Annotated in this window: 22 protein-coding genes and 1 pseudogene; 5 read left to right on the top strand and 18 right to left on the bottom strand. The window is 59.3% G+C overall.

Annotated elements, in window-relative coordinates:
• The first annotated feature begins 8 nt into the window (after positions 1-8).
• Positions 9-3,446 carry a PAS domain-containing protein gene (locus ACYVB2_RS01870; RefSeq protein WP_382429592.1) on the top strand — a complete coding sequence of 1,146 codons (3,438 nt, stop codon included), beginning with the start codon at positions 9-11 and terminating at the stop codon, positions 3,444-3,446.
• 16 nt (positions 3,447-3,462) lie between these two features.
• Here ACYVB2_RS01870 and ACYVB2_RS01865 read toward each other — a convergent pair.
• The 9 genes and pseudogenes from ACYVB2_RS01865 to groES all read right to left on the bottom strand — a co-directional run bounded on the left by ACYVB2_RS01865 (position 3,463) and on the right by groES (position 10,452).
• Positions 3,463-4,189: pseudogene (locus ACYVB2_RS01865) on the bottom strand (LrgB family protein).
• On the bottom strand, positions 4,186-4,557 hold the full coding sequence (locus ACYVB2_RS01860; RefSeq protein WP_460535030.1) for a CidA/LrgA family protein: 372 nt from the start codon (positions 4,555-4,557) through the stop codon (positions 4,186-4,188). Before ACYVB2_RS01860 ends, ACYVB2_RS01865 begins: the two are co-directional and overlap by 4 nt.
• A 45-nt stretch (positions 4,558-4,602) precedes the next feature.
• The gene (locus ACYVB2_RS01855; RefSeq protein ID WP_382429598.1) at positions 4,603-5,967 is read right to left on the bottom strand and encodes an ATP-binding protein; all 1,365 of its coding nucleotides are present in this window, start codon (positions 5,965-5,967) and stop codon (positions 4,603-4,605) included.
• Positions 5,964-6,629: a response regulator gene (locus tag ACYVB2_RS01850; RefSeq protein ID WP_382429600.1), complete on the bottom strand. Its 666-nt coding sequence runs from the start codon at positions 6,627-6,629 to the stop codon at positions 5,964-5,966. Before ACYVB2_RS01850 ends, ACYVB2_RS01855 begins: the two co-directional genes overlap by 4 nt.
• Positions 6,630-6,646: 17 nt before the next feature.
• Entirely contained in the window at positions 6,647-7,402 is a 756-nt protein-coding gene (locus tag ACYVB2_RS01845) for a cytochrome b/b6 domain-containing protein (RefSeq protein WP_382429602.1), read from the bottom strand.
• Positions 7,403-7,410: 8 nt separating this feature from the next.
• Positions 7,411-7,830: a diheme cytochrome c gene (locus ACYVB2_RS01840; protein WP_382429604.1), complete on the bottom strand. Its 420-nt coding sequence runs from the start codon at positions 7,828-7,830 to the stop codon at positions 7,411-7,413.
• A gap of 87 nt (positions 7,831-7,917) precedes the next feature.
• Positions 7,918-8,331, bottom strand: coding sequence for a DUF1924 domain-containing protein (locus ACYVB2_RS01835; protein WP_382429606.1), 414 nt, complete (start codon positions 8,329-8,331; stop codon positions 7,918-7,920).
• Positions 8,332-8,464: 133 nt separating this feature from the next.
• Complete coding sequence (gene groL / locus ACYVB2_RS01830; RefSeq protein WP_382429608.1) at positions 8,465-10,114, bottom strand: chaperonin GroEL; 1,650 nt, start codon at positions 10,112-10,114, stop codon at positions 8,465-8,467.
• A gap of 47 nt (positions 10,115-10,161) precedes the next feature.
• Positions 10,162-10,452, bottom strand: coding sequence for a co-chaperone GroES (groES, locus tag ACYVB2_RS01825; RefSeq protein WP_382429610.1), 291 nt, complete (start codon positions 10,450-10,452; stop codon positions 10,162-10,164).
• Positions 10,453-10,685: 233 nt separating this feature from the next.
• Between groES and ACYVB2_RS01820 the strand changes: the two genes are divergently transcribed.
• On the top strand, positions 10,686-11,966 hold the full coding sequence (locus ACYVB2_RS01820; protein ID WP_382429612.1) for a sensor domain-containing diguanylate cyclase: 1,281 nt from the start codon (positions 10,686-10,688) through the stop codon (positions 11,964-11,966).
• Here the strand turns inward: ACYVB2_RS01820 and ACYVB2_RS01815 are convergent.
• Genes ACYVB2_RS01815 through ACYVB2_RS01800 form a run of 4 tightly spaced genes read right to left on the bottom strand, consistent with a single transcriptional unit; the run spans position 11,963 to position 16,829 of the window.
• Entirely contained in the window at positions 11,963-13,015 is a 1,053-nt protein-coding gene (locus ACYVB2_RS01815) for a bifunctional nicotinamide-nucleotide adenylyltransferase/Nudix hydroxylase (RefSeq protein WP_382429787.1), read from the bottom strand. The two genes, ACYVB2_RS01820 and ACYVB2_RS01815, sit on opposite strands and share 4 nt — an antisense overlap.
• Positions 13,015-14,730, bottom strand: coding sequence for an NAD+ synthase (locus ACYVB2_RS01810; RefSeq protein WP_382429614.1), 1,716 nt, complete (start codon positions 14,728-14,730; stop codon positions 13,015-13,017). Before ACYVB2_RS01810 ends, ACYVB2_RS01815 begins: the two co-directional genes overlap by 1 nt.
• 9 nt (positions 14,731-14,739) lie before the next feature.
• Positions 14,740-15,939, bottom strand: coding sequence for a nicotinate phosphoribosyltransferase (gene pncB / locus ACYVB2_RS01805; protein WP_460535372.1), 1,200 nt, complete (start codon positions 15,937-15,939; stop codon positions 14,740-14,742).
• 44 nt (positions 15,940-15,983) lie between these two features.
• Positions 15,984-16,829: a cysteine hydrolase family protein gene (locus ACYVB2_RS01800; RefSeq protein ID WP_382429616.1), complete on the bottom strand. Its 846-nt coding sequence runs from the start codon at positions 16,827-16,829 to the stop codon at positions 15,984-15,986.
• 117 nt (positions 16,830-16,946) lie between these two features.
• Here ACYVB2_RS01800 and ACYVB2_RS01795 point away from each other — a divergent pair, with 117 nt between their 5' ends.
• Positions 16,947-17,621: an NUDIX hydrolase gene (locus ACYVB2_RS01795; RefSeq protein WP_382429618.1), complete on the top strand. Its 675-nt coding sequence runs from the start codon at positions 16,947-16,949 to the stop codon at positions 17,619-17,621.
• Positions 17,622-17,654: 33 nt separating this feature from the next.
• Here ACYVB2_RS01795 and metK read toward each other — a convergent pair whose 3' ends face one another.
• Positions 17,655-18,842 carry a methionine adenosyltransferase gene (gene metK, locus ACYVB2_RS01790; RefSeq protein WP_382429620.1) on the bottom strand — a complete coding sequence of 396 codons (1,188 nt, stop codon included), beginning with the start codon at positions 18,840-18,842 and terminating at the stop codon, positions 17,655-17,657.
• A gap of 131 nt (positions 18,843-18,973) precedes the next feature.
• Between metK and ACYVB2_RS01785 the strand changes: the two genes are divergently transcribed.
• Both ACYVB2_RS01785 and ACYVB2_RS01780 read left to right on the top strand, forming a co-directional pair.
• Positions 18,974-19,825 carry a lysophospholipid acyltransferase family protein gene (locus ACYVB2_RS01785; RefSeq protein WP_382429622.1) on the top strand — a complete coding sequence of 284 codons (852 nt, stop codon included), beginning with the start codon at positions 18,974-18,976 and terminating at the stop codon, positions 19,823-19,825.
• On the top strand, positions 19,822-20,691 hold the full coding sequence (locus tag ACYVB2_RS01780; protein WP_382429624.1) for a lysophospholipid acyltransferase family protein: 870 nt from the start codon (positions 19,822-19,824) through the stop codon (positions 20,689-20,691). The genes ACYVB2_RS01785 and ACYVB2_RS01780 overlap by 4 nt, the downstream gene beginning before the upstream one ends.
• A 51-nt stretch (positions 20,692-20,742) precedes the next feature.
• Here the strand turns inward: ACYVB2_RS01780 and ACYVB2_RS01775 are convergent, their stop codons facing one another.
• From ACYVB2_RS01775 to folE, 4 genes are all read right to left on the bottom strand, one after another.
• Positions 20,743-21,414 carry a LysE family translocator gene (locus tag ACYVB2_RS01775; RefSeq protein WP_382429626.1) on the bottom strand — a complete coding sequence of 224 codons (672 nt, stop codon included), beginning with the start codon at positions 21,412-21,414 and terminating at the stop codon, positions 20,743-20,745.
• A 237-nt stretch (positions 21,415-21,651) separates the two neighbouring features.
• Positions 21,652-22,566, bottom strand: a complete 915-nt coding sequence (locus tag ACYVB2_RS01770; RefSeq protein ID WP_382429630.1) for a DUF429 domain-containing protein — start codon at positions 22,564-22,566, stop codon at positions 21,652-21,654.
• 17 nt (positions 22,567-22,583) lie between these two features.
• Positions 22,584-23,006, bottom strand: a complete 423-nt coding sequence (locus ACYVB2_RS01765; RefSeq protein ID WP_382429632.1) for a BLUF domain-containing protein — start codon at positions 23,004-23,006, stop codon at positions 22,584-22,586.
• A gap of 3 nt (positions 23,007-23,009) precedes the next feature.
• Complete coding sequence (gene folE, locus ACYVB2_RS01760) at positions 23,010-23,711, bottom strand: GTP cyclohydrolase I (RefSeq protein WP_382429791.1); 702 nt, start codon at positions 23,709-23,711, stop codon at positions 23,010-23,012.
• Positions 23,712-23,788 lie beyond the last annotated feature (77 nt).

Raw genomic sequence — 23,788 nt, 5'->3', positions numbered from 1 at the left:
TTTTCCTCTTGTCCACCTTCTTGACTCGCCATTTGGGGCCGGTAGTGCGTCCCCTTTCACAAAAAGTACGTGCTTTGGTGTTGCGGCCACTGGCAGGGTGGGGTGTGCTGTTGTTGGCACTGTTGGTGTATTGGGTGCAGCTCTACTATTCACACCAAGCCCAATTGCAGCAGGTACAACTCCAGACTCGGCAGGGGGCTTCCCAAACAGTTCATGCACTGGCCTTGCAAACAGAGGCACTGATTCGCAAGATCGACTATGTGGCGGTGCATTTGGGGGAGCATTGGAATAGCCAAAATCGGTCAGAGTTTCTCGATTCTTTGCAGGTTGCGCAGCAGACTTTTATGCCGGGTGCATTGACCCAGGTATCAGTGGCCGATGCACGCGGGCACATCGTGTTTTCCAGCCTGTCGCCAGACAAACCACTGCAAAGTGCCGATGGTCAACCGGTGTCGATTGCCGACCGAGAGCACTTCACTGCCCATCTGGATGAGCAAGATGAGCTACCCCATTTGTTCATTAGCCATCCGGTACAGGGGCGGGTGTCGCAACAGTGGATAGTGCAGTTTTCAAGGCCATTGCACGACGCACGGGGCCAGTTCTCTGGGGTGATTGTGCTGTCGGTGCCGGCCCGGTATTTGTCGCGCGCCTTGCAGGATATTTTTCCTGATCCTGCCGATGTGGCCCTGTTGTTGCGTGCCGATGGTGCTTATCTGGCCCGCTCTCAAGGCATGGAAGGTGTGATGGGCCAGTCGGTACCGCGTATCCGTCAGTTTCTGACCGACCGATCGGCCACCCACGGCGTCTATGAAACCGTCGCCCCCCCCGATGGCATTGAGCGTTACTATGCTTGGCATCGGGTGACCAGTTATCCAATCGTGGTCAGCTTGGGCATCAGCAAGCAACGGGCCTTGGCTTCGGTGCAGCAGGCTTTGCACGATAGCCATGTGCAAAATGTTGTGGGTTCCTCCCTGCTGCTGTTGGCTGCAGCATGGATTACCCATCTGTGGCTGCAGCGCAGCCGACAGGCGCAAATGTTGGCTACCACCAGCGAGCGTTTGGAGTTGGCTTTGCGTGGTGGCAATTTAGGCACTTGGGATTGGAATTGCAAAACCCAAGAAAACCATTTCAATGAGCTTTGGGCGGCCAGGTTGGGCTACCAAGCGAGTGAGTTGGCACCCCACTTTTCCACTTGGCAAGAGCGTATTCACCCCGATGACTGGCCCAGAGTGCAGGCGGCCTGCATGGCCCATTTGCAAGGGCAAAGTGCGCAATATGAGTCGGAATACCGGATGCGCCACCGTGATGACCATTGGATATGGGTGTTAGACCGGGGGCAGGTGGTGGAGTGGGCCAGTGATGGCTCTCCCCAACGCATGGCTGGCACTGTGCTGGATATCAGCGATCGCAAAATTGCCGAGGCAGCAGCGCAGGGCTTGCGCGAGCGCCTGAGCAAGCTCATGCGCGAGGTGCCGGGCGCGGTGTACCAGTATTTGCAGCGGCCCGATGGCACAGCCTGCCTGCCCTATGCCAGTCCTGGCATACAGGGCATTTATGGCATCACGCCAGAGGAGGCAGCCTTGTCAGCAGACAAGATTTTTGCCCATCTGCACCCGGCTGACCGTCCTCGGGTGATCGAGTCTATCCAAGCCTCTGCTGCGGATTTGGTGACTTGGCGTTGTGAACACCGGGTGCGTTTGTCTGATGGTACGGTGCGCTGGGTGCTGGGCCAGGCCAACCCTGAACGCACGGCAGATGGGGGTACCCTTTGGCACGGCTATATCCACGACATCACGGCAGAGCATGCAGCCGCCGAGGCCTTGCGCCTACACGCTGAATACCAGCGCCTGGCCTTGCAGGCCGTGCGTGATGGCCTGTGGTCGTGGGATATAGCCCATGGCAGTTTGGAGTGGGATGAATACATCCGCGAGATGTTGGGAGAGCCACATTTGCCAGCCACTTTGCGCTACCAAGATTGGCTAGACCGGCTACATCCCACAGACCGTGAGCGTATCTTGCCACAGTGGCATGCACAGATGCGCCAGCACCCAGATCAGGTGATTGCTGCAGAATACCGGATGCGCACTGCACAGGGCCAGTGGCTGTGGGTAGAGGCCAGAGGTCGCATTGTGGCTTGGGGCGAGGACGGCCTGCCTGCACGCATGGTAGGCACTTATACCGACATCAGCACCCGTGTGGCGCAGGCCCAGTTGCACCACGCACTGATCGACCAAAGCCGCGCTGCGATTTTGCTGGTAGACCAACAGCGCCAAATTTTGTATGCCAATGCGCGGTTGGTAGAGATATTTGCGACGCCAGGGGAAGATATTACCCAGCGGCCTATGTCGAGCCTGCACATCAGCCCAGAGCACTTTGATGGTATGCGGGTGTACTACGACGCTTTGCAGCATGGTGGCAAGGTGCGCTTTGAGTACCCCATGCGTGATGCGCAGGGAAAAATACGTTGGTTTGACATGCATGCGGTGCTGCGTGATCCAGATGAGCCAGACAGCGATGTGGTCTGGACTTTGGTAGACATCACTGAAAAGCACCAATCAGCCGCCGCACTGGCCATGGAGCGGTTGCGTCTGACGACGTTGCTGGAGTGCTTTCCTGGAGGGGTGTTGATGGAGGATGCCCAAGGGGTGGTGACAATGGCCAACCAGAACTTGTGTGATTGGTTGGAGTTGCCAGACCCCGCAGCTGCCTTGCAGGGGGTGGCCCACGAGGCACTTTGTGAGCGGCTCGGCCCGGCACGGGCAGCGTGGTTGTCGGTGCCGGGCAGTGCCACGGATGGAGAAAAGCGCCGCAATATTGAAGTCTTGTCTACAACAGGGCGCACGCTGGAGATCAATTGGGTACCCATAGCGCGTGATGGAGAGCAGCTGGGTCGGTTCTGGCTGTTGCAAGACATCTCAGAGCGCAAACAACGTGAAATGGCCTTGGCGACTTTGGCGGCTACCGATGTCCTGACCAGTCTGCCCAACCGACGCAGTTTTATGGCCAGTCTGGAGAGTGCGGTTTTGGAGGCGTGCAGTCATCCTGAACGTGGTTATGCACTGATGATGATGGATATTGACCATTTCAAGCGTGTCAATGACACCTATGGTCATCCGGTGGGGGATGCTGTGCTCCAGCATGTGGCGCAGCTCATTCGCCACAATTTGCGCCAGAACGATACCGCAGGGCGCTTGGGTGGAGAGGAGTTTGCAGTGTTGTTGCAAAACATCCAGCCCTCAGACGCCTTGGCCTTGGCCAACCGGGTGCGTGAGATGTTGTCTCAAACACCAGCCCTCACGGCGGCAGGTAAGGTGACCGTGACTATCAGCATTGGTATGGTGCTGCTGCGGGGCGAAGATGCCACGCGCAGTCTGAGCCATGCTGACGAGGCACTCTACATGGCCAAGAACAGTGGGCGCAACTGTGTTTGTGTCTGGACGCCTTGAGTGGGGGAAGGCTTTTTTAGCGCCAGCCCGACAGCAAGGCAGGCAGAACCAGCGCAGTGATGGCACCATTGAGCCCCCATTGCCAAAGCGGCAAAGGCGCCAGCTTGCTCGCTGATTTGGAACGCACGGGCCGTGCCAACACCGTGGGCTGCCACACCCATGGCAAAGCCCTGAATGGCATGGTCGTCTACGCGCAGTAGCCGAAACAAGGTGGGGGCTACCACAGCACCCACAATGCCCGTGACGATGACCAAGACCGCAGTCAGGGAGGCAATGCCCCCAATGCGTTCGGCCACACCCATGGCAATTGGTGTGGTGACAGATTTGGGCGCCAATGACAATTGTGTGGGCACACTGGCCCCCAACAGCCATGCGGTACCCACCGCAGAGAAGACTGCAGTGAGGCTGCCAAGGGCCAACCCCAATACGACGGGCCAGCGCATGGCCCGCACCCGTCCCAGTTGGGCATGGAGCGGAATAGCCAAAGCTACTGTGGCTGGCCCCAACAGAAAATGCACAAACTGGGCACCATCAAAATAAGTCTGGTAGGGGGTGTCTGTCCACAACAGCAGCGTCACCAGCAGCGCCACCGCTAGCAGCACCGGATTGGTGAGTGGGTGCAACCGAAAGCGCCGATGCAGTGCCAAGGCCAACACATAGGCCAGCAGGGTGAGCGTCAGTCCAAGCAGTGGTGATGCTGCCAGATAGACCCAGATATCGTGGATGGGGGCGGGCAGTATCATGGCTGTTCCGGCGCAGGGGCGGGGGGCTGCTGTGGGCGGCCACGGCAAGCACGCATCACCAGTGCAGTCACGGCCATGCTCAGTAGGGTGCTGAGAATCAATGCCACCACCAGCGCCAGCCATTCATCGGCAATGCGGTGACCATGCACCATGATGCCCACCCCAGCAGGCACAAACAGCAACGAAAGGTTGCCTAGCAATCCTTGTCCAGCACTGCGCAGATTGTCGCTGGGGCCACCACGCCAGATCAGTGCCAACAACAGCAGCAACATGCCCATCACCGGCCCTGGCACCGGCAGTTGCAGGCCGCGCACCATGACCTCTCCAGCCAGTTGAAATACCAGCAACCAGGCAAAACCTGAAACCATTGGCTGTCCCCTTGAATGCACACACAAAGTGTGCACTGTAGCGGCTCAAGGCCAATGAACACGCACACGCAGACCACCCCACTGTGGGCTGCGGTCTATTTGTACCTCTAAGCCGTGCAGTCGGGCAATGCGCTGCACAATCGACCAGCCCAAGCCACTACCACTCTGACCAGTGCCCAGCACCCGGAAAAAACGCTCCCCGAGTCGGTCTATGGCTGCTTGCGTCATGCCAGGGCCGCTGTCTTCGACACACAACTGGATAGAGGCTCCTTGGGTTGTAGCCGTGTGCAGATGCAGGTAAACCTGTGCGCCATCGGGGGTGTAGCGCAGTGCGTTGTCTAATAGATTGCGCAGCAACACACGCGCCAATGGTTCTGCCAGTGGTGCAGGCACGGATGGGGGAATGTCTAGCACGATCTGCTGTTGGCGGGCTTGGGCACTGGGGTGCAGATCGGCTGCCAGGGCGCGTGCTATGTCGGCCAAATCGCAATGTGCCGTGGCCGAAGAGGCTGATTCGGCATCCAAGCGGGCTAACTGCAATAGCTGTTCTACCAGCCGGGTAGCGCGATCACAGCCTTGCACAGTGGCTGCCAGTGCTTGGGCGCGTTCGGTGTCTTGCATCGCTCCTTGGGCCACTTGGGCTTGCATGCGGATGCCTGCAATGGGGGTGCGCAGTTCATGGGCTGCATTGGCCGTGAATTGTTGTTCGGCGGTGAGCAGTTCAGTGGTGCGATCAAACAGGCCGTTGAGTGCTGTCACCAAGGGCAGCACCTCTGGGGGGACGCCAGCGGTAGCCAGTGGTTCTAAGGATTGAGGTTGGCGTGCGGCCACGGCCTGCCCTAATTGACGTAAGGGGCGTACCGAGCCATGCACCGTCCACCAAATGCCCAGCACCAACAACGGTAGCATCAATACCGTGGGCCAGATCATGCTGTACAGGCTGACCATCACGACATCGTTGCGTGTGGATTGCAGCTCTCCCACCTGCAACAATAAATCAGTGTCGTGGCCAGGCGTCACGAAGACGTGCCATGATTCTCCATCGGCTTGGCTGTCGGCAAACCCCCGTGTCTTGCGCTGGGTGAGGGGTTCGCGGGGGGCATTGGCAGAATGGGCCAGTAATTTGCCTTTGTGCCATACCTGAAACACAACACGCTGCTGGTACTTGTGCAGATCGGGGGCCAGATTGAGGTCTTCGTCTTCCAACTCATCGAGTGGCTGCATCAACAACAGAGCGGCTGTTTGTACCAGATGGGCATCGAGCAGTTCACTGACCTCATGGCGGGCGTCATACCAAGTCATGATGGCCGCCAGCCCCCAGGCAGTAGCCACCAGTGCCAGCACCGTGGACAGCAGTCGCCTTTGCAAGGAGCGTGGTGCCGGTGGCATTGTCGTCTGGGGGGCGCTCATGCTGGAGTGCGTGCAATGCGGTAGCCCACGCCCCGCACAGTCTCAATCAGGCCGGCACCCAGTTTGCGCCGCAGGTGGTAGATATGCACTTCTACCGCATTGCTGTTGATTTCGTTGCCCCATTGATACAGGTGCTGTTCCAATTGTTCACGGTTGAGCACGCGGCCAGCATTGAGCAACAGGGCATGCAACAGGTCGTATTCGCGCTGGGATAAATCGACCAGCACCCCCTCGCACCAGACTTGATGGGCCGCAGAATCGAGCTCCACCGTGCCTGCACACAGCCGGTTGGCGCTTTGGCCGTGGGCGCGGCGCACCAAGGCACGCAGTCGGGCAGCCAGTTCGTGCAGGTCTACGGGCTTGATCAGGTAGTCATCTGCTCCAGCATCTAAGCCCGCGATGCGGGCGCTGACGGCATCGCGCGCAGTCAGCACCAACACAGGGGTGGCTACCCGGCGGGTGCGCAGTTGCTGTAATACATCCATGCCATCTTGCCGTGGCAGCCCCAGATCCAGCACGCAGGCTTGGTAGGCACCTGTGGACAGTTCGCGCGCAGCCGCGATGCCATCGCGTACCCAGTCCACTTGGAATCCATGTTGTGTCAGTCCGGCACGGATGCCCGAGCCCAGTAATTCATCGTCTTCAGCCAGCAGGATACGCATCAGGAGGGGTCTTTCGCTCAGTCGTCATGGTGGTTGGATACAGAGTTTTGGCCCCACGGCTCTGTGGGGGTGTTTGTGCTTTGGGGGGCTGCGCTTTGCCATTGCCAGCCCCAGAACGCCAACACGCAGGCCAAAATCAGCAAGGCCAGCAGACCGTAGTTTTTCTTGGCAATGTCTGGCCCACGTCCTGGCACACGGCCTGTGAGCATGGGCAAGGCTTGATTTTTGCGTTGCACCATGCTCCACAGTCCAATCAAGCCAATATGCACCAACACCACCAGCAGCATGGCGTTGCCTACCCATTCATGTATTTCTTCCAGCCACTCGCCCCCCCATTCGTCCCAGACGGCATAGCCGCTCAGGCTCAAAGGCAGCACCAGTGCCAGCATAAGCAGCATAGCCAAGCCCATGAGCAGATTGCGCCCAGGGCGGCCCAGAGCTTGTAACGCCACCAAAGAACGCACTGCTACCAGTGAGCGCAGCCAAGCAGGCAATCCGCGCACCCGGCTCCACAGACCCGACAGTCGTACTGGGCGTGGCCCCATGAGCCCCCAAAGCAAGCGTGCCAACACGATGCCTGCCAGCGTATAGCCCAAGGTGACGTGTACCAAGCGCCAGCGTTCGCTGTCGGCACTGAGGTATGCGCCGGTAAAGCACAGTGCCATCAGCCAGTGCAGCATGCGTGTCGTGGCATCGACTACGCGGCGCATCGTGGGAGGGCTGGCAGTGGAGGCCGTGTCCAATGGACGGGTATGAACAGTGTGGGCGGTCATGATCGGCCTCACTGGGGGATGCGAACGTTGTCGTCGTCAAAATCGCCCCGATCTGCGCGCGTGTGGCAGGCCATGCAGTTGGCCCGACTGCCCACAGAGGGGCGTTTCCAGACAGTGGGTTGTATGTCGCTGTGCTTGCGTTCAAACCAGGCCGATTGGGTGAGGCGGTCTTGTGGTGGTTCTTCGCGCACCCGTTTGTAGGTGCCAGCGTTACCTTGTAACCAGGCGCTGATTTGGCGCACCGTGGCTGGGTCTAGCGAGGCATCGGTGCCGTAGTGTCGATCCAGCCCCTGCATGATCCGGCCCCAAGAGGGTGCAGGCAACAAGCCCGGCGGATAGGCCATGTGGCAAGCGGCGCATTCTTGCTGGTAGGCAGGCAACATGGCGCTGGCCGCCATCATGGGGCGGTCGGCCCATGCGGCAGACAAGGTGCCACAACTCCACAACAGTACAGCCCAGCGCCTACCTCCAACCAAACCCCATAGAACAGCTAAAACAGACATGACACGCCTTTCTTAAGGTTTGAGCTGCACCAGCCAAGCCAGCACATCGGCTTTTTCTGTAGCGGTGCATTCGCGGCTCAATACATCTTTGCAATTGCGCCGGAACCATTTGTCGGCTTTGGCGGCATCGGTGAAGCGTTCGGGGTTGAATGCAGGGGCCAGCGGTGCAACGGTTTTGCCCGTACTGGCATGGCGTGCCGGGGTGGTGGGTAACTGGCCGTGGCAAGAAGCGCAAGACCACTCGCCACCGTGGCGACTGTTAAAGAACAGGCGCCCACGTTCTGCATTGGGCACCGTGGTTGCTTCAGCACTCCAACGCTGCAACTGGGCTTGGGCGCTGGTATCGCCTGCATAAGCCCAAGGCAAATGGAAGGTCAGTGCCAGTAGTGCTGCCCACAGCCCACGGGATGGATGAAAAGTACGCATGCCGTGATGGTGCGACACCGGCCTGAAGAAAGTCTTAAACGTGTGTCTCTTTGCAAAGACAAAAGCCCACAGCTTTTGCAAGCTGTGGGCTTGGTGCGCAAAGCTGGCGCTGTTGGCGCCAGCTGGGCTGGGTTTACATACCCATGCCGCCCATGCCACCCATACCGCCCATGCCACCCATATCAGGGGCACCAGCAGTCTCGGCCTTGGGGGTCTCGGCGACCATGCACTCGGTGGTCAACATCAGACTGGCCACGGAAGCGGCGTTTTGCAGCGCGGTGCGGGTCACCTTGGTGGGGTCCAGAATACCCATTTCGATCATGTCGCCATAGGTGTCGTTGGCGGCGTTGAAGCCGTAGTTGCCAGCACCAGCCAAGATGGCGTTAACCACCACCGAAGGCTCGCCACCGGCGTTGGCCACGATTTCGCGCAGGGGCGCTTCGATGGCCTTGAGCACCAAGGCAATGCCGTGGTCTTGGTCGGTGTTGTCACCCTTGATGGCGCCAGCAGCTTGGCGGGCGCGCAGCAGAGCCACACCACCACCGGCCACAATGCCTTCTTCCACGGCAGCGCGGGTAGCGTGCAGGGCGTCTTCGACGCGGGCCTTCTTTTCCTTCATTTCGACTTCGGTGGCAGCGCCGACCTTGATCACGGCCACACCGCCAGCCAACTTGGCCACGCGCTCTTGCAGCTTTTCGCGGTCGTAGTCGGAGGTGGCTTCTTCGATTTGCACGCGGATTTGCTTGACGCGGGCTTCGATGTCAGCAGCAGCGCCGTGGCCGTCGATGATGATGGTGTTTTCTTTGCCCACTTCGATGGTCTTGGCTTGGCCCAGATCGGCCAGCGTAACCTTTTCCAAAGTCAGGCCCACTTCTTCAGCGATAACCTTGCCGCCAGTCAGGATGGCGATGTCTTCCAACATGGCCTTGCGACGGTCGCCAAAGCCAGGAGCCTTCACGGCCACCACCTTCAGGATGCCACGGATGGTGTTGACCACCAATGTTGCCAGAGCTTCGCCTTCGACGTCTTCAGCCACGATCAGCAGCGGACGGCCAGCCTTAGCCACTTGCTCCAGCGTAGGCAGCAGGTCGCGGATGTTGCTGATCTTCTTGTCGAACAGCAGCACGAAGGGGTTGTCCAGGATCGCGGCTTGCTTTTCGGGGTTGTTGATGAAGTAGGGCGACAGGTAGCCACGGTCAAACTGCATACCTTCAACGACATCGAGTTCGTTTTGCAGGCTCTTGCCGTCTTCTACGGTGATCACGCCTTCTTTGCCTACTTTGTCCATGGCATTGGCAATGATTTCGCCGATGCTGGTGTCAGAGTTGGCGGAAATGGAGCCGACTTGGGCAATTTCTTTGGAAGTGGTGGTGGGCTTGGAAGCCTTCTTCAGCTCGGCGATCAGGACTTCTACAGCCTTGTCGATACCGCGCTTCAGGTCCATGGGGTTCATGCCAGCGGCCACATACTTCATGCCTTCGCGCACGATGGCTTGGGCCAGCACGGTAGCGGTGGTAGTACCGTCACCAGCGTTGTCAGAGGTCTTGGAAGCCACTTCCTTGACCATCTGGGCGCCCATGTTTTGCAGCTTGTCTTTGAGTTCGATTTCCTTGGCCACGGACACACCGTCTTTGGTCACGGTGGGGGCGCCAAAGGAACGCTCCAGCACCACGTTGCGGCCCTTGGGGCCGAGTGTCACTTTAACGGCGTTGGCCAGGACGTTGACGCCTTCGACCATGCGGGCGCGGGCTTCACCACCAAAAACTACGTCTTTTGCTGCCATGTGTATTTCTCCAGAATTCTAAAAACAGGGGTCAGTGCTGAAAGTGCTTAGGCTTCAACGACGGCAAAGAGGTCGTCTTCCTTCATCACCAGCAGTTCATTGCCATCGACCTTGACGGTCTGGCCGCTGTATTTGCCAAACAGCACGCGATCACCCACCTTGACGTTCAGCGCAATCAGCTCGCCCTTGTCATTCTTCTTGCCGGGGCCAACGGCCAGCACTTCGCCTTGGTCAGGCTTTTCTGCGGCGTTGTCGGGGATATAGATGCCGGAGGCAGTCTTGGTTTCGCTTTCGATGCGCTTGACGATGACACGGTCGTGCAGAGGGCGAAGGTTCATGGATCTATCTCCTGAAGGGGTCAAAAAAATGCTTTATCAATTGAGGGTCTGTGTTTGCAGACACGTAGCCAATCTTCCGCTGACAGGGTGTTGTTAGCACTCTTGTCAGACGAGTGCTAATGATAAGGGCTTTTTGCGGGCTTTCAAGAGGGGGCTGTGTATGGGGGGTGCCTTAACATCGTGCCTTGCGTATGGAAATAACAAGGCACAGCCCTCAATAACAAGCCAATACCATGCTGATCTCTTCTTTTTCTCTGCACCAATCGGTGTTTGAGCATCTGCCCGATGCGGTTTACCTGATTGATCCACAAACCTCCAACATTCTGGACTGCAATGCAGCAGCCCTGCACCAAGTAGGGCTGCCCCGCGACGAGGTGGTGCAGCATTCGGTGCTGAGTCTGCAAAAAGATGTGATTGGCATTGAGCAGTGGGCCAGCATTGCGCAGGCGGTTCGGGAGGCACAGGGACAGTTTGTTTTTATTGGCCGCCATCGCCATCGCAGTGGGGCCGAGGTGCCGGTAGAGGTAACGACCAGTGCCTTTATGCACCAAGGCTGCGAATATTTTGTGTCGGTAGCGCGGGACATTGGCCGCCGTCTGGCGCTGGAGCAAGACCTGAACGACCGCGATGTGCAGTTGCGCTATGCCCTGACCGAGGCATCTGATGGCCTGTGGGACTGGAATCTGCTCAACAACGAAGTGTTTTTTAGCCCTCAACTCAAGCGTATGCTGGGTTATGGCCCCCATGAGATGAAGCCCACGCTAGAGACTTGGGCCACCAATGTCCACCCCGACGATGCCAGCCGTGTACGCCGGGCGCTGCAAGAACACATCAAAGGCTTGCGTGAGCGTTATGAGGCTGAATACCGGCTGCGCAACCGCAACGGCCATTACCTGTGGGTGCATGACCGGGGGCGTGTTTGTGAGCGTGACGCCCAAGGCCAACCTATTAGGGTGGTGGGTATGGTGCAGAACATCACCGACCGTAAACATGCCGAGCAAGCCCTGCAAATGCAGGCATCACACGATGCCTTGACCGGGCTGCTCAATCGTCGCGAATGTGAGCGTATCTTGCAGCAGCAATTGCAGCGATGCCAGCAGCAGAACTTGCCCTTGGGGTTGTGTTTGTTTGACCTAGACCATTTCAAGGACATCAACGACCGTTTTGGTCATCAGACGGGAGATTTGGTGTTGCGCAAAGTGGCCCACGAGATTCAGGCGCATGTGCGGGCCGCAGACTATTTGTTTCGCTGGGGGGGGGAGGAGTTTCTCTTGGTCAGTGCTGGTGCGCCCTGTGGGCATGTGCTCCACTGTGCCCAGCGGTTGCGGGCGCGGTTGGCGGAGCTGGATTGGCCCGAAGTGCCTGGACTCCACGGCATCAGTTGCAGCTTTGGTGTGGCTATGTTTCCAGAACATGGGCAGCAGGCCGATGATTTGTTCTTGGCCGCAGATTCGGCGCTGTACCGTGCCAAGGCCCAAGGGCGCAACCGGGTAGAGCTTGCCGTGATGGCCTAAAGCGGGGCTGTGGGCAAACTGCTGGTCAGGCCCAAAAAGTGGTCGAGCATGTGAAAGTGGTCTTCAAAAAACTCGGCCTCTAGTGCTGCTAATTGGTTCATCGGTACCCATTGCACCTGTGCCGCATCGTCACCCGCCTGTACGGTGGGCAGTGGCTGTGCGCCCAAATCGAAATAATGGGTATGGGTGAGGGTGCGCCCGCGTTGGCTGCGGTCTGGGTGGTCAAACACACTGACTTGGCGCAGGGCGGCGCGCAAGGTGTCTTCTGGCACATGGCAGTGGGTCTCTTCGGCCAGCTCGCGTAGGCAAGATTGCCAGAGGGTGTCGCGTGGCTCCAAAAAACCGCCGGGCAGGGCCAGTTGCCCCACACCGGGGGCATGGCCTCGGCGAATCAGCAAGACATGTTGCTGGCAGCACAGCAGGGCATCGACTGTGACAAACACTGGCGCATAGGGCGCACTGGCCCAAGCGGCTCGGTATTGGCGTAGCATTTGCCATTCTTGTTGCAGCAGCAGGTAGTCTTTGCTTTGTGCAAAGCGGTGCAGTTGTGCCAAGGTGGTGGCGGGCATCTGGTCGGCCAGTGGTGCCAAGGCGGCCAAGACGGCCCCGCTGCCTGCCCCAAAATAGGCATCGCGGATGGCGGTGGCATCAACGGTGCCGTGGCGGGGCACATCGAGCAACGCCCAACCCGGAAAACTGCGCAGGTAGTTGCTGCTGGCGTCTTTAAAGTGGCCCACCAAGGCAATGCGGGCACCGGCAGGCACACGTGCCGCCACTTCTTGGCGTACGCTGGCCACCCAGCGGGCCTCGTTGTAATAGTCACGCACCGCCACGCATTGCACCCGCGCTTGGTCGGTGGTGGGCAGGGCTTGGCGCAGCATCTCGGCGCGCTCTTGCCAGGTGAAAGGGTTTTTGGGTGAGCGCGGCTGCCAGGCTGAGCCCAGTACCACCACGACATTGTTGGCCTGGGCTAAGGCGTGTTGCAACAGGGCGATATGGCCGCTGTGAACTGGCTCAAAGCGCCCAATATAAATGGCGGTGTCGTACATCATGGGTAGGTTCCTTCAGCGGTGTGCGCTGCAATGGGCATTTGTCGCCCGCTGCCAAAAGCACGGGCGCGTACCCGCACAATGGGTGGGGCTTGGCGGCGTTTATATTCGTTGCGCGCCACCATCTGGCGCACGCGCTGCACCAACGCCCGCCCCACCGGGTCTTGCTGGAGTTGCTGCACCAACGCGTGTGCGCTGGCGTATTCGGCAGTGGCAAGGCGTTCGCCTTCAATCAGCAGTTTGAGCACTTCGTCCAGCACGGGGTAGGGGGGGAGGCTGTCCTCATCTTTTTGGTGTGGAGCGAGTTCTGCCGAAGGGGCTTTGTCGATGATGGCTTGCGGGATCAGTGCCTGCCCGGCCTGAACATTGAGGTGCTGGGCCAGCGCAAACACTTCGGTTTTGTACAAGTCGCCAATCAGCCCCAGCCCGCCGTTGGTGTCGCCGTACAGGGTGCAATAGCCTACCGAGATTTCTGATTTGTTGCCAGTGGTCAGGAGCAGGTGACCAAAGGTGTTGGAGTATTCCATGAGCACGGTGCCCCGGATGCGGGCTTGTACGTTTTCCAGTGCCAAGCCGCGCAAAGGGGTGCCAAAGCTGGCGGCAAACTGCTGGGTGTAACTGGCAACCAAATCCACAATGGGATGAATATGCAGCACGATGCCCAAGTGGCGACAGAGCTGTACGGAGTCCTGCACCGAGCCGCTGCTCGAAAACACCGAGGGCATGGTCACTGCCACCACATTGTCTGCCCCCAAGGCCTCCACGGCCAACGCCAGCGTCAGGGCGCTGTCAATGCCGCCAGAGCTGCCCACCACGGCTTGGGTAAAGCCGCAGCGGCGTGCATAGTCTCGCAGGCACAGCACAATTTGCCGGTGGTAAAAATCGGGGTTGGAGATGTCTTGGGCCGGTACGGGGGAGGGGGGCTGGCCTTGGGCAGTGAAAAAATGCCCATGCTGGAATTGCAGGGTGCAAATGTCTTCGGTAAACCGCTGGGCCTCAAAGACGATGCCGCCTGCCGGTTCTACGGCAAAGGAGGCGCCGTCGTACACCAGTTGGTCGTGGCCGCCAATTTGGTTGACATACAGAATGGGCAGGCAGTGGCGGCGCGCAGCATCGGTAAAAATTTGCTGGCGTTGCCCACGTTTACCAATATGGCTAGGGCTGGCGTTGATGCTGACCACCAAATCAGGCGCAGCATCGGCCAGCGTTTGAAAGGGGTTGGTGGCGTAATCGGTGCCGTGGTCGTTCCAGCCGTCTTCGCAAATCAAAAAACCCACCCGTGTGCTGCCAATGTGCAGCACTTGGGCCACGTTGGGGCCGCGTTCAAAGTGGCGGCGCTCGTCAAAGATGTTGTAGGTGGGCAGCAGTTGTTTGGCATAGTGCAGGCACACTTGGCCGTTTTGCAGCACCAGCAGGCTGTTGTGCAGGCGTTTGCCGGGGCCGTGGGCCGGGGTGGGCGTGCCCACCACCCAATACAGCGCAGGCCATTGTTGCGAGGCTTGCAGCAACGCTGCCAGCCCGGCCTTGATGCGCTGCAAAAATGCAGGCTCATCGAGCAAATCGCCGGGGTAATAGCCGCACAGCGCCAGTTCTGAAAACACGACCAATGCAGACTGTGCAGCGGCGGCTTGCTGGGCAACTGCCACCATCCGTTGCACATTGCCCTCGATGTCGCCCACGGTCAGATTGAGCTGGGCTATGGTGATGCGAAGCATGGCCTTATCCTAGGGTTGAAGTGAAGAGGTGACGGCAAACACTTGGCGTAGATAGGCTAAAAAGGTTGGATCGTCGCACAGCGTTTTGCCAGGGCTGTCGGAGAGTTTGGCTACGGGTTGGCCGTTGGCGTGGGTGAGCTTCATGACGATGTTGAGTGCAGGCAGTCCCATATCGTTGGTCAAATGCGTGCCAATGCCAAAACCCAATTGGGTGCGGTTGCCAAAGTGGTGGTACAGCTCCAAGGCGTGGCCGATGTCCAGCCCGTCCGAGAACACCAAACGTTTGGTGTGGGCGTCGATGCGCAGACGCTGGTAGTGGGCCAAGGCTTTTTCGCCCCACACGATGGCATCGCCCGAATCGTGGCGCAGGCCATCAAACAACTTGGCAAAGTAGAGATCAAAATCGGCCAAGAAGGCGTCCATGCCCACGGTATCGGTGAGGGCAATGCCCAAGTCGCCCCGGTATTCTTGCACCCAGTCTTCCAGCGCCGCTTTTTGAAAATCGCGCAGGCGCACGCCCAAGGCTTGGTAGGTTTGTAGGTATTCATGGGCCATGGTGCCAATGGGCACCAGCCCCAAGCCGCGCGCCAGCAAAACGTTGGACGTGCCTTTAAACCACTGCCCCGTTTGGGTAGCCAAGGCGTGCACCACTTCGCGCTGCCATGCACCGCAGTAGCGACGGCGCACGCCAAAATCAAACAGCTCGAACGGGTGGGCCATCGCGGCTTCACCGGCCAGTGCTTGTAATTGGCCGATTTTTTGGTGCAGGCGCGCGCGTCCTTGGGCCAGGGCGGTGGTGGCATCAAAACGGCGAAAGTACAGCTCGTTGACGATGGACAGCACAAAAATCTCAAAGGCCATCACATGGACTTGCGGCCCCCGCGCCACGATGCGCAAGGCTTCGCCTTCGGCGTGGGCGTGAATAAAGGCGCGCTGAAACTGAAAGATACGCAAAAAATCGACAAAGTCTGAGCGAATAAAGCGCAGCCCGGCCAAGTAATCCAAATCTGCCGGGGTAAAGCGCAGACGGCACAGCTGGTCTAGCTCGGCATTGACTTCATCCAGCAAGTCGGCCAACGGGTATTGCGGGGTGTTGCGGCAGACAAAGTGGTACTCGGCTTGCGTTTGTGGGTGCCGGTGCAGCATGGTCTGCCACATGGTGAACTTGTACAGATCGGTATCGAGCAAGCTGGTGATGATGGGCTGCATGGCAGTGGCTCCGGTGATGGTGGATGGCGATGGGTTCACAACGGTCAGAGCCTGATCTGGCTTGAACAGGCCAATTGCACGCCGCGCGCTTGCATCTCTGCCAAAAATGCCGTGTGCTGGGCCTCAAAGCCCGTGACTGGGCTCATGCAGTCGGTCAGTAACACGATGCGTTCGGGGCGCTGGCGGGGCAGATGTTGCACCAAATGCTCGGTGGTAGCGCGCACACAGTGGCTGCTGGCCTCGCCTGCCACCAACAGCACTTGGGCGCTGTCCAAGGCGGCCAGCAGGTGGGTGTTGAGTTGCGTGTGGGCGTCGGTGGCGTCGGGCACCTCGGCTTGCAGGGCGCTGTAGTGCTCGGTGGCGGGGTTCATCCCCTTCAAAATATGGGTCACAGCACGTTGGTGCTGTATTTGCCAAGCGCCACACGCCGCTGCCACGCTGGCATGGATGTTATGCCCCCAGTGGCCGATTTCGCAATGCACCGGCCACACCATGTGGGTGTAGCGGCCTTGCTGCTCAAGCGCGTCCAAATAGGCCAATACATCCGGCAAGCTGTTGGCATGGCGTGGGCGATAAGTACCAGCCCGCACTTGGCTGGCCGTGATGGGTGTGAACGGCGCGACCTCAGCGCCTTGTGCATTGCACCAAAAATTGGGGTGGGCTATGTCGTGGCGCTGGTGTGTATCGAGCGTGATGGTGATGGCGTCTATGGCCGCCCCTTGTGTGCTGATCCAGGCAGCTAGGCGCTGCATATCGGCATGGGCACCTGCCACAGGCAGTGCGGGGGCAAGGCGCGCCCCGGTCAGGGGATGGGGGGGCTGCCATGCGGTGGGTAGATCACAAAAATCGTTTTGTGGATCGATCACCAAAAGCTGTACGGGGTGGGCCATTGCGTTCTCCTTGGGGGGTGCTATCAGTGTAATTTAGTTAGATTAAATTTGCAACTAACTAAGGAAGGCCATGCCCCAGTGATACGCTTGTTGCTTCCAACACAAGACCGATTGAATATGCCTTCTACCGAACAGCGCCATGTCATTTGCACTGTGGATGTGGTGCTGCTGACCTTGCTGCACGGAACCTTGCATGTGGCTCTGCTGCCGCGTGACAAGGCGCCGTTTGCGGGTGTGTTGGCGCTGCCGGGGGGGTATGTCCATGCCCAAGAAGATGCCGGGACGCAGGCCAGTGCCGCCCGCGTGCTTCAGAGCAAAGCTGGATTGGTCAGCCCTTATTTAGAGCAGTTGGCTACGTTTTCTGGGCCCATGCGTGACCCGCGAGGCTGGTCGGTATCGGTGGCCTACTGTGCGTTGGTGCCAGCTTCGGTGCTAGAGCAGTCGCGTGGTTTGCAGTTGCTGCCAGTGCAGGAGGTGCCTGCACTGGCGTTTGACCATGCAGACATTCTTGCCACCGCGCTGGAGCGGGTACGCAGCAAGAGTCTGTATTCATCGCTGCCGGTGCATTTGTGTGCCGAACCCTTCACTTTGCCGCAGTTGCAGGGGGTGTATGAGGCCGTGCTGGGTGAAGCACTGAACAAAGTGAGCTTTCGACGCAAGATGGACGAGCTAGATATGCTCGAAGCCTTGCCCGGTCAATTGCAAACGGGGGGCGCCCACCGGCCCGCACAGTTGTACCGTGTGCGGGCGGCGTTTCGTCAGCAGTTGTCTTTGAGTGTGCGGGGGTTGTAACGCAACGCCCAATGATGCCTGCTAACGCAGGCCTCAGCCTTTCAGGCCTGCTGCATTGCGCAGCAGTTGGGCCTTGTCTGTGCGCTCCCATGTGAACTCGGGTTCTTCGCGGCCAAAGTGGCCGTAGGCGGCGGTTTTTTCGTAGATGGGGCGCAACAAATCCAGCATCTGGATGATGCCCTTGGGGCGCAGGTCAAAGTGCTGGTTGACCAGTGCGGCAATTTGATCATCGGGGATGACGCCAGTGCCTTCGGTATACACCGTGACGTTCATCGGGTGGGCCACGCCAATCGCATAGGCCACCTGAATTTGGCACTGCTTAGCCAAGCCTGCGGCCACGATGTTTTTAGCCACGTAGCGTGCAGCATAGGCTGCCGAGCGGTCTACCTTGGTGGGGTCTTTGCCAGAGAAGGCACCGCCGCCGTGGGGGCAGGCACCGCCATAGGTGTCCACAATGATCTTGCGCCCGGTCAGGCCGCAATCACCTTGGGGGCCACCAATCACGAAGCGCCCGGTGGGGTTGATCAGGTATTTGGTGTCTTGCAGCCACTCTTTGGGTAGCACAGGCTTGATGATTTCTTCAATCACCGCTTCAATGAAGCTGGCCTTCATCTTGTGCTGGTTTTCGCTTTGGTCGGGGTGGTGCTGGGTAGACAGCACCACGGTGTCAATGCTGTGCGGCTTGCCATCGACATAGCGCATGGTGACTTGGCTCTTGGCGTCGGGGCGCAAAAACGGCAGGCGGCCATCCTTGCGCAGTTGCGCTTGGCGCTCTACTAGGCGGTGCGCATAGTAGATGGGGGCGGGCATCAGCTCGGGTGTTTCGTCGCAGGCGTAGCCAAACATCAGGCCTTGATCGCCTGCGCCGGTGTTGAGGTGGTCATCACTGGCATGATCGACCCCTTGGGCAATGTCGTTGGATTGTTTGTCGTAGGCGACCAATACGGCACAGCCCTTGTAGTCAATGCCATAGTCGGTGTTGTCGTAGCCGATGCGTTTGATGGTGTCGCGGGCTACTTGGATGTAATCGACATGCGCATTGGTGGTGATTTCACCGGCCAGCACGACCAAGCCGGTGTTGGTGAGCGTTTCGGCCGCCACCCGCGAACGCGGGTCTTCTTTGAAGATGGCGTCCAAAATTGCGTCAGAGATCTGATCGGCCACTTTATCGGGGTGGCCTTCCGAGACGGATTCGGAGGTGAAAAGAAAATCGTTCGCCATTTGAATAAACTCCTGTAGTTCAGCACTTGGGCGTTGCGCCCACCCGAAACGAGTTTTGGCGAACGCTTTAGCAGATGTGTTTAACGTCGCCCTGCAAGTTGCTCTTTTAACTCAGCGACCCCGCCATCTTAATGCCTGTTGCTTTCCGAATTTTTTCCACCTTGCCACTGTGGTTGTTGCACGCCTTGGGGGCGCTGCTGGGTTGGTTGGCCTTTCTGGCCTCGCCCATCTACCGCCGCCGCCTGATTGAGAATGCCGCCTTGGCGGGTTACCGCTTTGCCCAAGTGCGCGCTGGCGTAGCCCATGCGGGGCGTATGGTGGCCGAATTACCCCGGCTGTGGCTGGGTGCGCCACCGCCTTGCCGTTTGGTGGGGGAGGCCTGTGTGGAGCAGGCCTATGCCAAGGGGCGTGGCATCGTCTATCTGACGCCGCATTTGGGCTGCTTTGAGCTGTCGGCCCAAGCCGCGGCGCGGCGCTGGAGTGCCGAGCATGGCCCCATCACCGTGCTGTATCGTCCCGCGCGCCAGCCTTGGCTAGCCAAGGTGATGGAGACAGCCCGCAACCGCCCCGGTATGCAGGCGGTGCCCACCACGCTGGCCGGGGTGCGCCAGATGATCAAGGCCTTGCGCCGGGGTGAAGCAGTGGGGCTGCTGCCCGACCAAGTTCCGCCCGAAGGCCAAGGCCATTGGGCACCAATGTTTGGCCGCGAGGCCTACACCATGACGCTGGCGGCCCGGTTGGCTTTGCAAACAGGGGCCACTGTGGTGCTGGTGCGTTGCGAGCGCCTGTCTTGGGGGCGGGGCTTTGTCGTTTTTTTTGAACCTTTACCGGTGCCGCTGGATGCGCACTTAGAGACTGCCGTGCTGCAAATCAACCAAGCCATGGAACATGTGATCCGCCAATGTCCGCAGCAATATCTGTGGGGTTATGGACGCTATAAGCAACCGCGTGCCGAAACCCCTACACCAGGAGCACCCACATGAGCGCGCGCTGGGGGGTATGGTTGATGCGCCAGGTGTTGGCACGGCTGCCACTGCCTGTGCTGCGGGGGCTGGGCTGGCTTATTGGGCGCTTGCTGTTTGTGCTGGCACGGCCCCGGCGCAAGGTGACGCTGCGCAATCTGGAGCTGTGTTTTCCGCAGGCCAGTGCTGCACAGCGCAAGGCTTGGGCGCAAGAGTGCTTTGTGGTGTTTTGCCAAACTTGGTTGGATCGCAGTTGGCTGTGGGCTGCGCCGCGCGAGGTGGTGCAGGCCAGGGTGCAGTTGCAGGGGGCTTTGCACGAGTTGGAAGGGGATACACCCACCATCATTTTTGCGCCGCATTTTTACGGTATGGACGCGGGCGGGCTGGCCCTGCCTTTGCACACCAGCCGCGCTTTTACCTCGATTTTCTCTACCCACCCCAATCCTGCTGTAGATGCGTGGTTTATGCAAGGGCGACAGCGTTTTGGGGATGTGCGCATGCTCAATCGTGCCGATGGCGTGAAGCCCATCATTGCGAATCTGCGTCAAGGGGGGTTGCTCTATTTGCTGTCAGATATGGATTTTGGCCCGAGTGAGTCTATTTTTGTGCCGTTTTATGGGGTACAGACAGCCACTGTGCCGTCGCTGTCGCGCTTTGCCCGGCTGGGGCGGGCCAAGGTAGTGGGGATGGTGACGCGTCTGACGTCCACGGGCTATGTGGCCGAGATCACCCCAGCTTGGGAGCATTTTCCCAGTGGCGATGTTGAGGCCGATACGGCCCGCATGAACCAAGAATTGCAGCACTATATCGACCCAATGCCAGGCCAGTATTACTGGGTTCACAAACGCTTCAAAACCCGGCCAGTGGGGGAGCCGTCTGTGTATTGAGGGGGTGTGGTGGTCTGATTCGGGGCCATGTTTGTCGCTTTGTGGTGAGGCTCAGCGGCTGGGGTGGGCTGCTCCAAGGTCACTGCCCAAGAGGCGCAGCGCCAGCCCCAGAAAAACCAGCCCGGCCAGCCTATCCAGCCAGAGGTGGGCGCGTGCATGGCGTTGCAGCAGGGCGCCAAAGCGGCCTGAAAAGCAGGCAATGGCACCAAATACCAACAAGGTTGCCAGCATGAATACCAGTCCTAGCAGCAAAATCTGGGGGGCAATGTGGCCTTGGGCCGGATTGGCAAATTGGGGCAAAAAGGCCAGAAAAAATACCAATACTTTGGGGTTGCTCAAGTTCATGACCAGCCCGCGCCCGACCATACGGGCCAAGGCCGCGTGGTCGGGCGTGGCCGTGTTGTGGTGGACGCTGGCTCCCGCAGGGGCATTGGAAGGGCGTGGTCTGAGTGCTTGCCATGCCAGCCAGCAAAGGTAGGCGGCACCACACCATTGCAACAGCGTAAAGGCCAGTGGCATGGTGCTCAGCATAGCGGCCAACCCAAGCGCAACGGCGCTTGTATGCACTATCAGCCCCAAACACAAGCCTACTACTACGGCCATCCCTGCATAGGCACCACGCTGGATGGACTGCACCAGCACAAACAGGTTGTCTGGCCCCGGTGTGAGGGCCAGCAACAGAGAGACACCAAAGAAACTGACCAAGGTTTGTAATGTAGGCATGGCAAGTGCGCTAGGAGGCGTGAAGCAGGGGGCGCTATGGTAGCGGTGGGCGCAGTGGGCGTTGACAGCCTGGGCCTGCAAAAGGGGGGCTGTCTTGCACCCAGCCGGGGCCGGGGGCGGTTTGTGCACAGACCTTTTGGGGGGATGTGGCGTGGCTCCAGTAGTACCACGGGGCTGGGGCTGCCCTGAGGGAGGAGCAGGCCAGCAACAGAGCGCCCAGTAGCATGGGTGGGCTGGTCAGACGGGGCATGGTGGTGGTGGGGCGGTGATGATCCAGCCTTCCAGTGGGTCGAGGGTGGCAGGTAGGCCATAGAGGGCATCGCCCGCGGCATGGCGGGTACTGGCCCAAGCAGCTTGCAATAAGCAGAGTACGGCGTCAAGGCGGTCGCCACTGCCGTCTGCCAACAGGGTGGCACGCTGTTCGGGTGTCAGTTGTAGGCACAGGCCGAGCCGGGTGTGGCCTTGCTCCAATGCCGTGAGGAGTTCAGCTCTGGCTTGTTGGCGCGCGGGAGTTTGTTGGATGGGGTTGTCGCTTTTGTAACTGCGCCTGCCCAGTACCTCGCGGGCCAGTAGGCCGGGGTAGCCCTCTAGTGCCACCCGTTGCGGGTGGCCGGTGTGCAGACCGGGGAGATGCCAGCGGGCTGCCAGTAGGTATGGCAGCCCAGCGTGCAGCATATAGGCCACAGGGGGATTGACCCATTTCATGCTGGGGCTGGAGCCTGCCGGGCCATCGGTGGCACGGTGGGCCAGTTTGCTGCCTGCCGGGCGCGCGGCACAAAAGGCAGCAAAGGTGTCTCGGATGTGTGCCCGCGTGAGGGATTGGTAATGGGCAATGCAATCGTGCCATTGCAATGGCCAACCCAGCGTCTGTACCAGCTCGCGTGGCAAGCCAAAAGGCAGGTCAAAGGCACCAATCCAGTGCTGGTCAGGGGGCAGGGGTTGTGCCAGCCACTGGCCCCAGGCATCTAAGCTGTGAAAGTATTGTAGGCCCGTCAGTTGCACCTGGCCTGCTATGGCTTGGCCTTGGGCCACAACAATGGGTTTGCGTTGGCTAGGGCTGCTGGAGAAGTCACAGCCCAGCAAGTGAGGGGCAGATGGCGCTATGCGTTGCGACCCCTGTGCTGTGGCGGGGGCGGTGACACGGGTTGCCATAGTGGTGGCATGGCCGATCAGGTGCGACCTATGATGGAGGCCGTAGCCATCAGCTCTTCGAGCAGAGCCAGCGAGACCCTGCCGGAGACGGCGTAAGGGTCAAGCTCGGCGCGTTCGGAGTATTTGAGCAGCGTAGAGTGGTTGATTTTGGAGAGATTGACCTGCCCCATCCTCCAGCACCCGAAGCGACGTTCGGCAATTTCTTCGTAGTGCAGCAGTTCTACTTGGCGGTGGCGGGGATCGCGCAGGATTTGACCATAGAGGGCATTGACGGCGGAGCGCCCGCCTTCAATGGCTTGCAGAAAAATGCCATCGCCATAGCACAACACCCCGGTGATGCCGTTGCCAGGATTGTGTTCCCGCGATTGCGCCAAGATGGTTTCAATCGCTTTGGGGGAGGTGTCGGCCACGCGGCTGACATAGAGCAAGCGCACCAGCATGGATCAGTTCTTTCGGGGTAGCAGAGACAGGAATTCGCGCCGCAGAGCCGAGTCTTTAAGAAACACACCACGCATGACGGAGTTGATCATTTTGCTGTCCATTTCGCGCACACCGCGCCAAGACATGCAAAAGTGGCTGGCCTCCATGACCACGGCCAGGCCATCGGGCTGCGTCTTTTCCATGATGAGGTCTGCCAGTTGGATGATGGCTTCTTCCTGAATCTGTGGGCGGTTCATGATCCAGTCCACCAGACGGGCATACTTGGACAGGCCAATCACGTTGGTTTGCTCATTGGGCATGATGCCGATCCAGATTTTGCCTATCACTGGGCAAAAGTGGTGACTGCATGCGCTGCGCACCGTCAGCGGGCCCACAATCATCAGTTCATTGAGGTGTTCGGCGTTGGGAAACTCGGTGATGGTGGGCTGTGTGACGTAGCGGCCCTTGAACACTTCGAGCAGGTACATCTTGGCCACCCGCCGGGCCGTGTTGTGGGTGTTGTGGTCGTTGTGGGTGTCGATGACCAGGCTGTCGAGCACGCCTTGCATCTTGGCCTCGACTTCATCGAGCAACAGTTCCAGTTCGCCAGGTTGCAGGAACTCGGCAATATTGTCGTTGGCATGGAAACGCTTGCGCGCAGACGCGATGCGCTCGCGGATCTTGACGGAGACTGGCAAGCCTTCGTCGGAGGTTTCTGGTGTCATGTCGGCGGCCAATGGTCTGTAAATGCTGCCATCGTACCAGTGAAGCGACAACCGCAAAATGCAGGGGACTTTGTGTT

The organism is Giesbergeria giesbergeri, assembly GCF_054779375.1.
This window is presented reverse-complemented; position numbering and strand designations above follow the sequence as displayed.

Excerpts from the sequence above, each read along its gene's own strand:
- ACYVB2_RS01800 (WP_382429616.1), bottom strand. The coding sequence starts at position 16,829 with ATGGCCCACCCCGTACAGCTTTTGGTGATCGATCCACAAAACGATTTT.
- ACYVB2_RS01810 (WP_382429614.1), bottom strand. The coding sequence starts at position 14,730 with ATGCTTCGCATCACCATAGCCCAGCTCAATCTGACCGTGGGCGACATC.
- ACYVB2_RS01775 (WP_382429626.1), bottom strand. The coding sequence starts at position 21,414 with ATGCCTACATTACAAACCTTGGTCAGTTTCTTTGGTGTCTCTCTGTTG.
- ACYVB2_RS01820 (WP_382429612.1), top strand. The coding sequence starts at position 10,686 with ATGCTGATCTCTTCTTTTTCTCTGCACCAATCGGTGTTTGAGCATCTG.
- ACYVB2_RS01860 (WP_460535030.1), bottom strand. The coding sequence starts at position 4,557 with ATGGTTTCAGGTTTTGCCTGGTTGCTGGTATTTCAACTGGCTGGAGAG.
- ACYVB2_RS01785 (WP_382429622.1), top strand. The coding sequence starts at position 18,974 with ATGCCTGTTGCTTTCCGAATTTTTTCCACCTTGCCACTGTGGTTGTTG.
- ACYVB2_RS01815 (WP_382429787.1), bottom strand. The coding sequence starts at position 13,015 with ATGTACGACACCGCCATTTATATTGGGCGCTTTGAGCCAGTTCACAGC.
- ACYVB2_RS01770 (WP_382429630.1), bottom strand. The coding sequence starts at position 22,566 with ATGGCAACCCGTGTCACCGCCCCCGCCACAGCACAGGGGTCGCAACGC.
- pncB (WP_460535372.1), bottom strand. The coding sequence starts at position 15,939 with ATGCAGCCCATCATCACCAGCTTGCTCGATACCGATCTGTACAAGTTC.
- ACYVB2_RS01835 (WP_382429606.1), bottom strand. The coding sequence starts at position 8,331 with ATGCGTACTTTTCATCCATCCCGTGGGCTGTGGGCAGCACTACTGGCA.
- groES (WP_382429610.1), bottom strand. The coding sequence starts at position 10,452 with ATGAACCTTCGCCCTCTGCACGACCGTGTCATCGTCAAGCGCATCGAA.
- ACYVB2_RS01855 (WP_382429598.1), bottom strand. The coding sequence starts at position 5,967 with ATGAGCGCCCCCCAGACGACAATGCCACCGGCACCACGCTCCTTGCAA.
- ACYVB2_RS01795 (WP_382429618.1), top strand. The coding sequence starts at position 16,947 with ATGCCTTCTACCGAACAGCGCCATGTCATTTGCACTGTGGATGTGGTG.
- ACYVB2_RS01765 (WP_382429632.1), bottom strand. The coding sequence starts at position 23,006 with ATGCTGGTGCGCTTGCTCTATGTCAGCCGCGTGGCCGACACCTCCCCC.
- ACYVB2_RS01845 (WP_382429602.1), bottom strand. The coding sequence starts at position 7,402 with ATGACCGCCCACACTGTTCATACCCGTCCATTGGACACGGCCTCCACT.
- ACYVB2_RS01780 (WP_382429624.1), top strand. The coding sequence starts at position 19,822 with ATGAGCGCGCGCTGGGGGGTATGGTTGATGCGCCAGGTGTTGGCACGG.
- ACYVB2_RS01850 (WP_382429600.1), bottom strand. The coding sequence starts at position 6,629 with ATGCGTATCCTGCTGGCTGAAGACGATGAATTACTGGGCTCGGGCATC.
- groL (WP_382429608.1), bottom strand. The coding sequence starts at position 10,114 with ATGGCAGCAAAAGACGTAGTTTTTGGTGGTGAAGCCCGCGCCCGCATG.
- metK (WP_382429620.1), bottom strand. The coding sequence starts at position 18,842 with ATGGCGAACGATTTTCTTTTCACCTCCGAATCCGTCTCGGAAGGCCAC.
- folE (WP_382429791.1), bottom strand. The coding sequence starts at position 23,711 with ATGACACCAGAAACCTCCGACGAAGGCTTGCCAGTCTCCGTCAAGATC.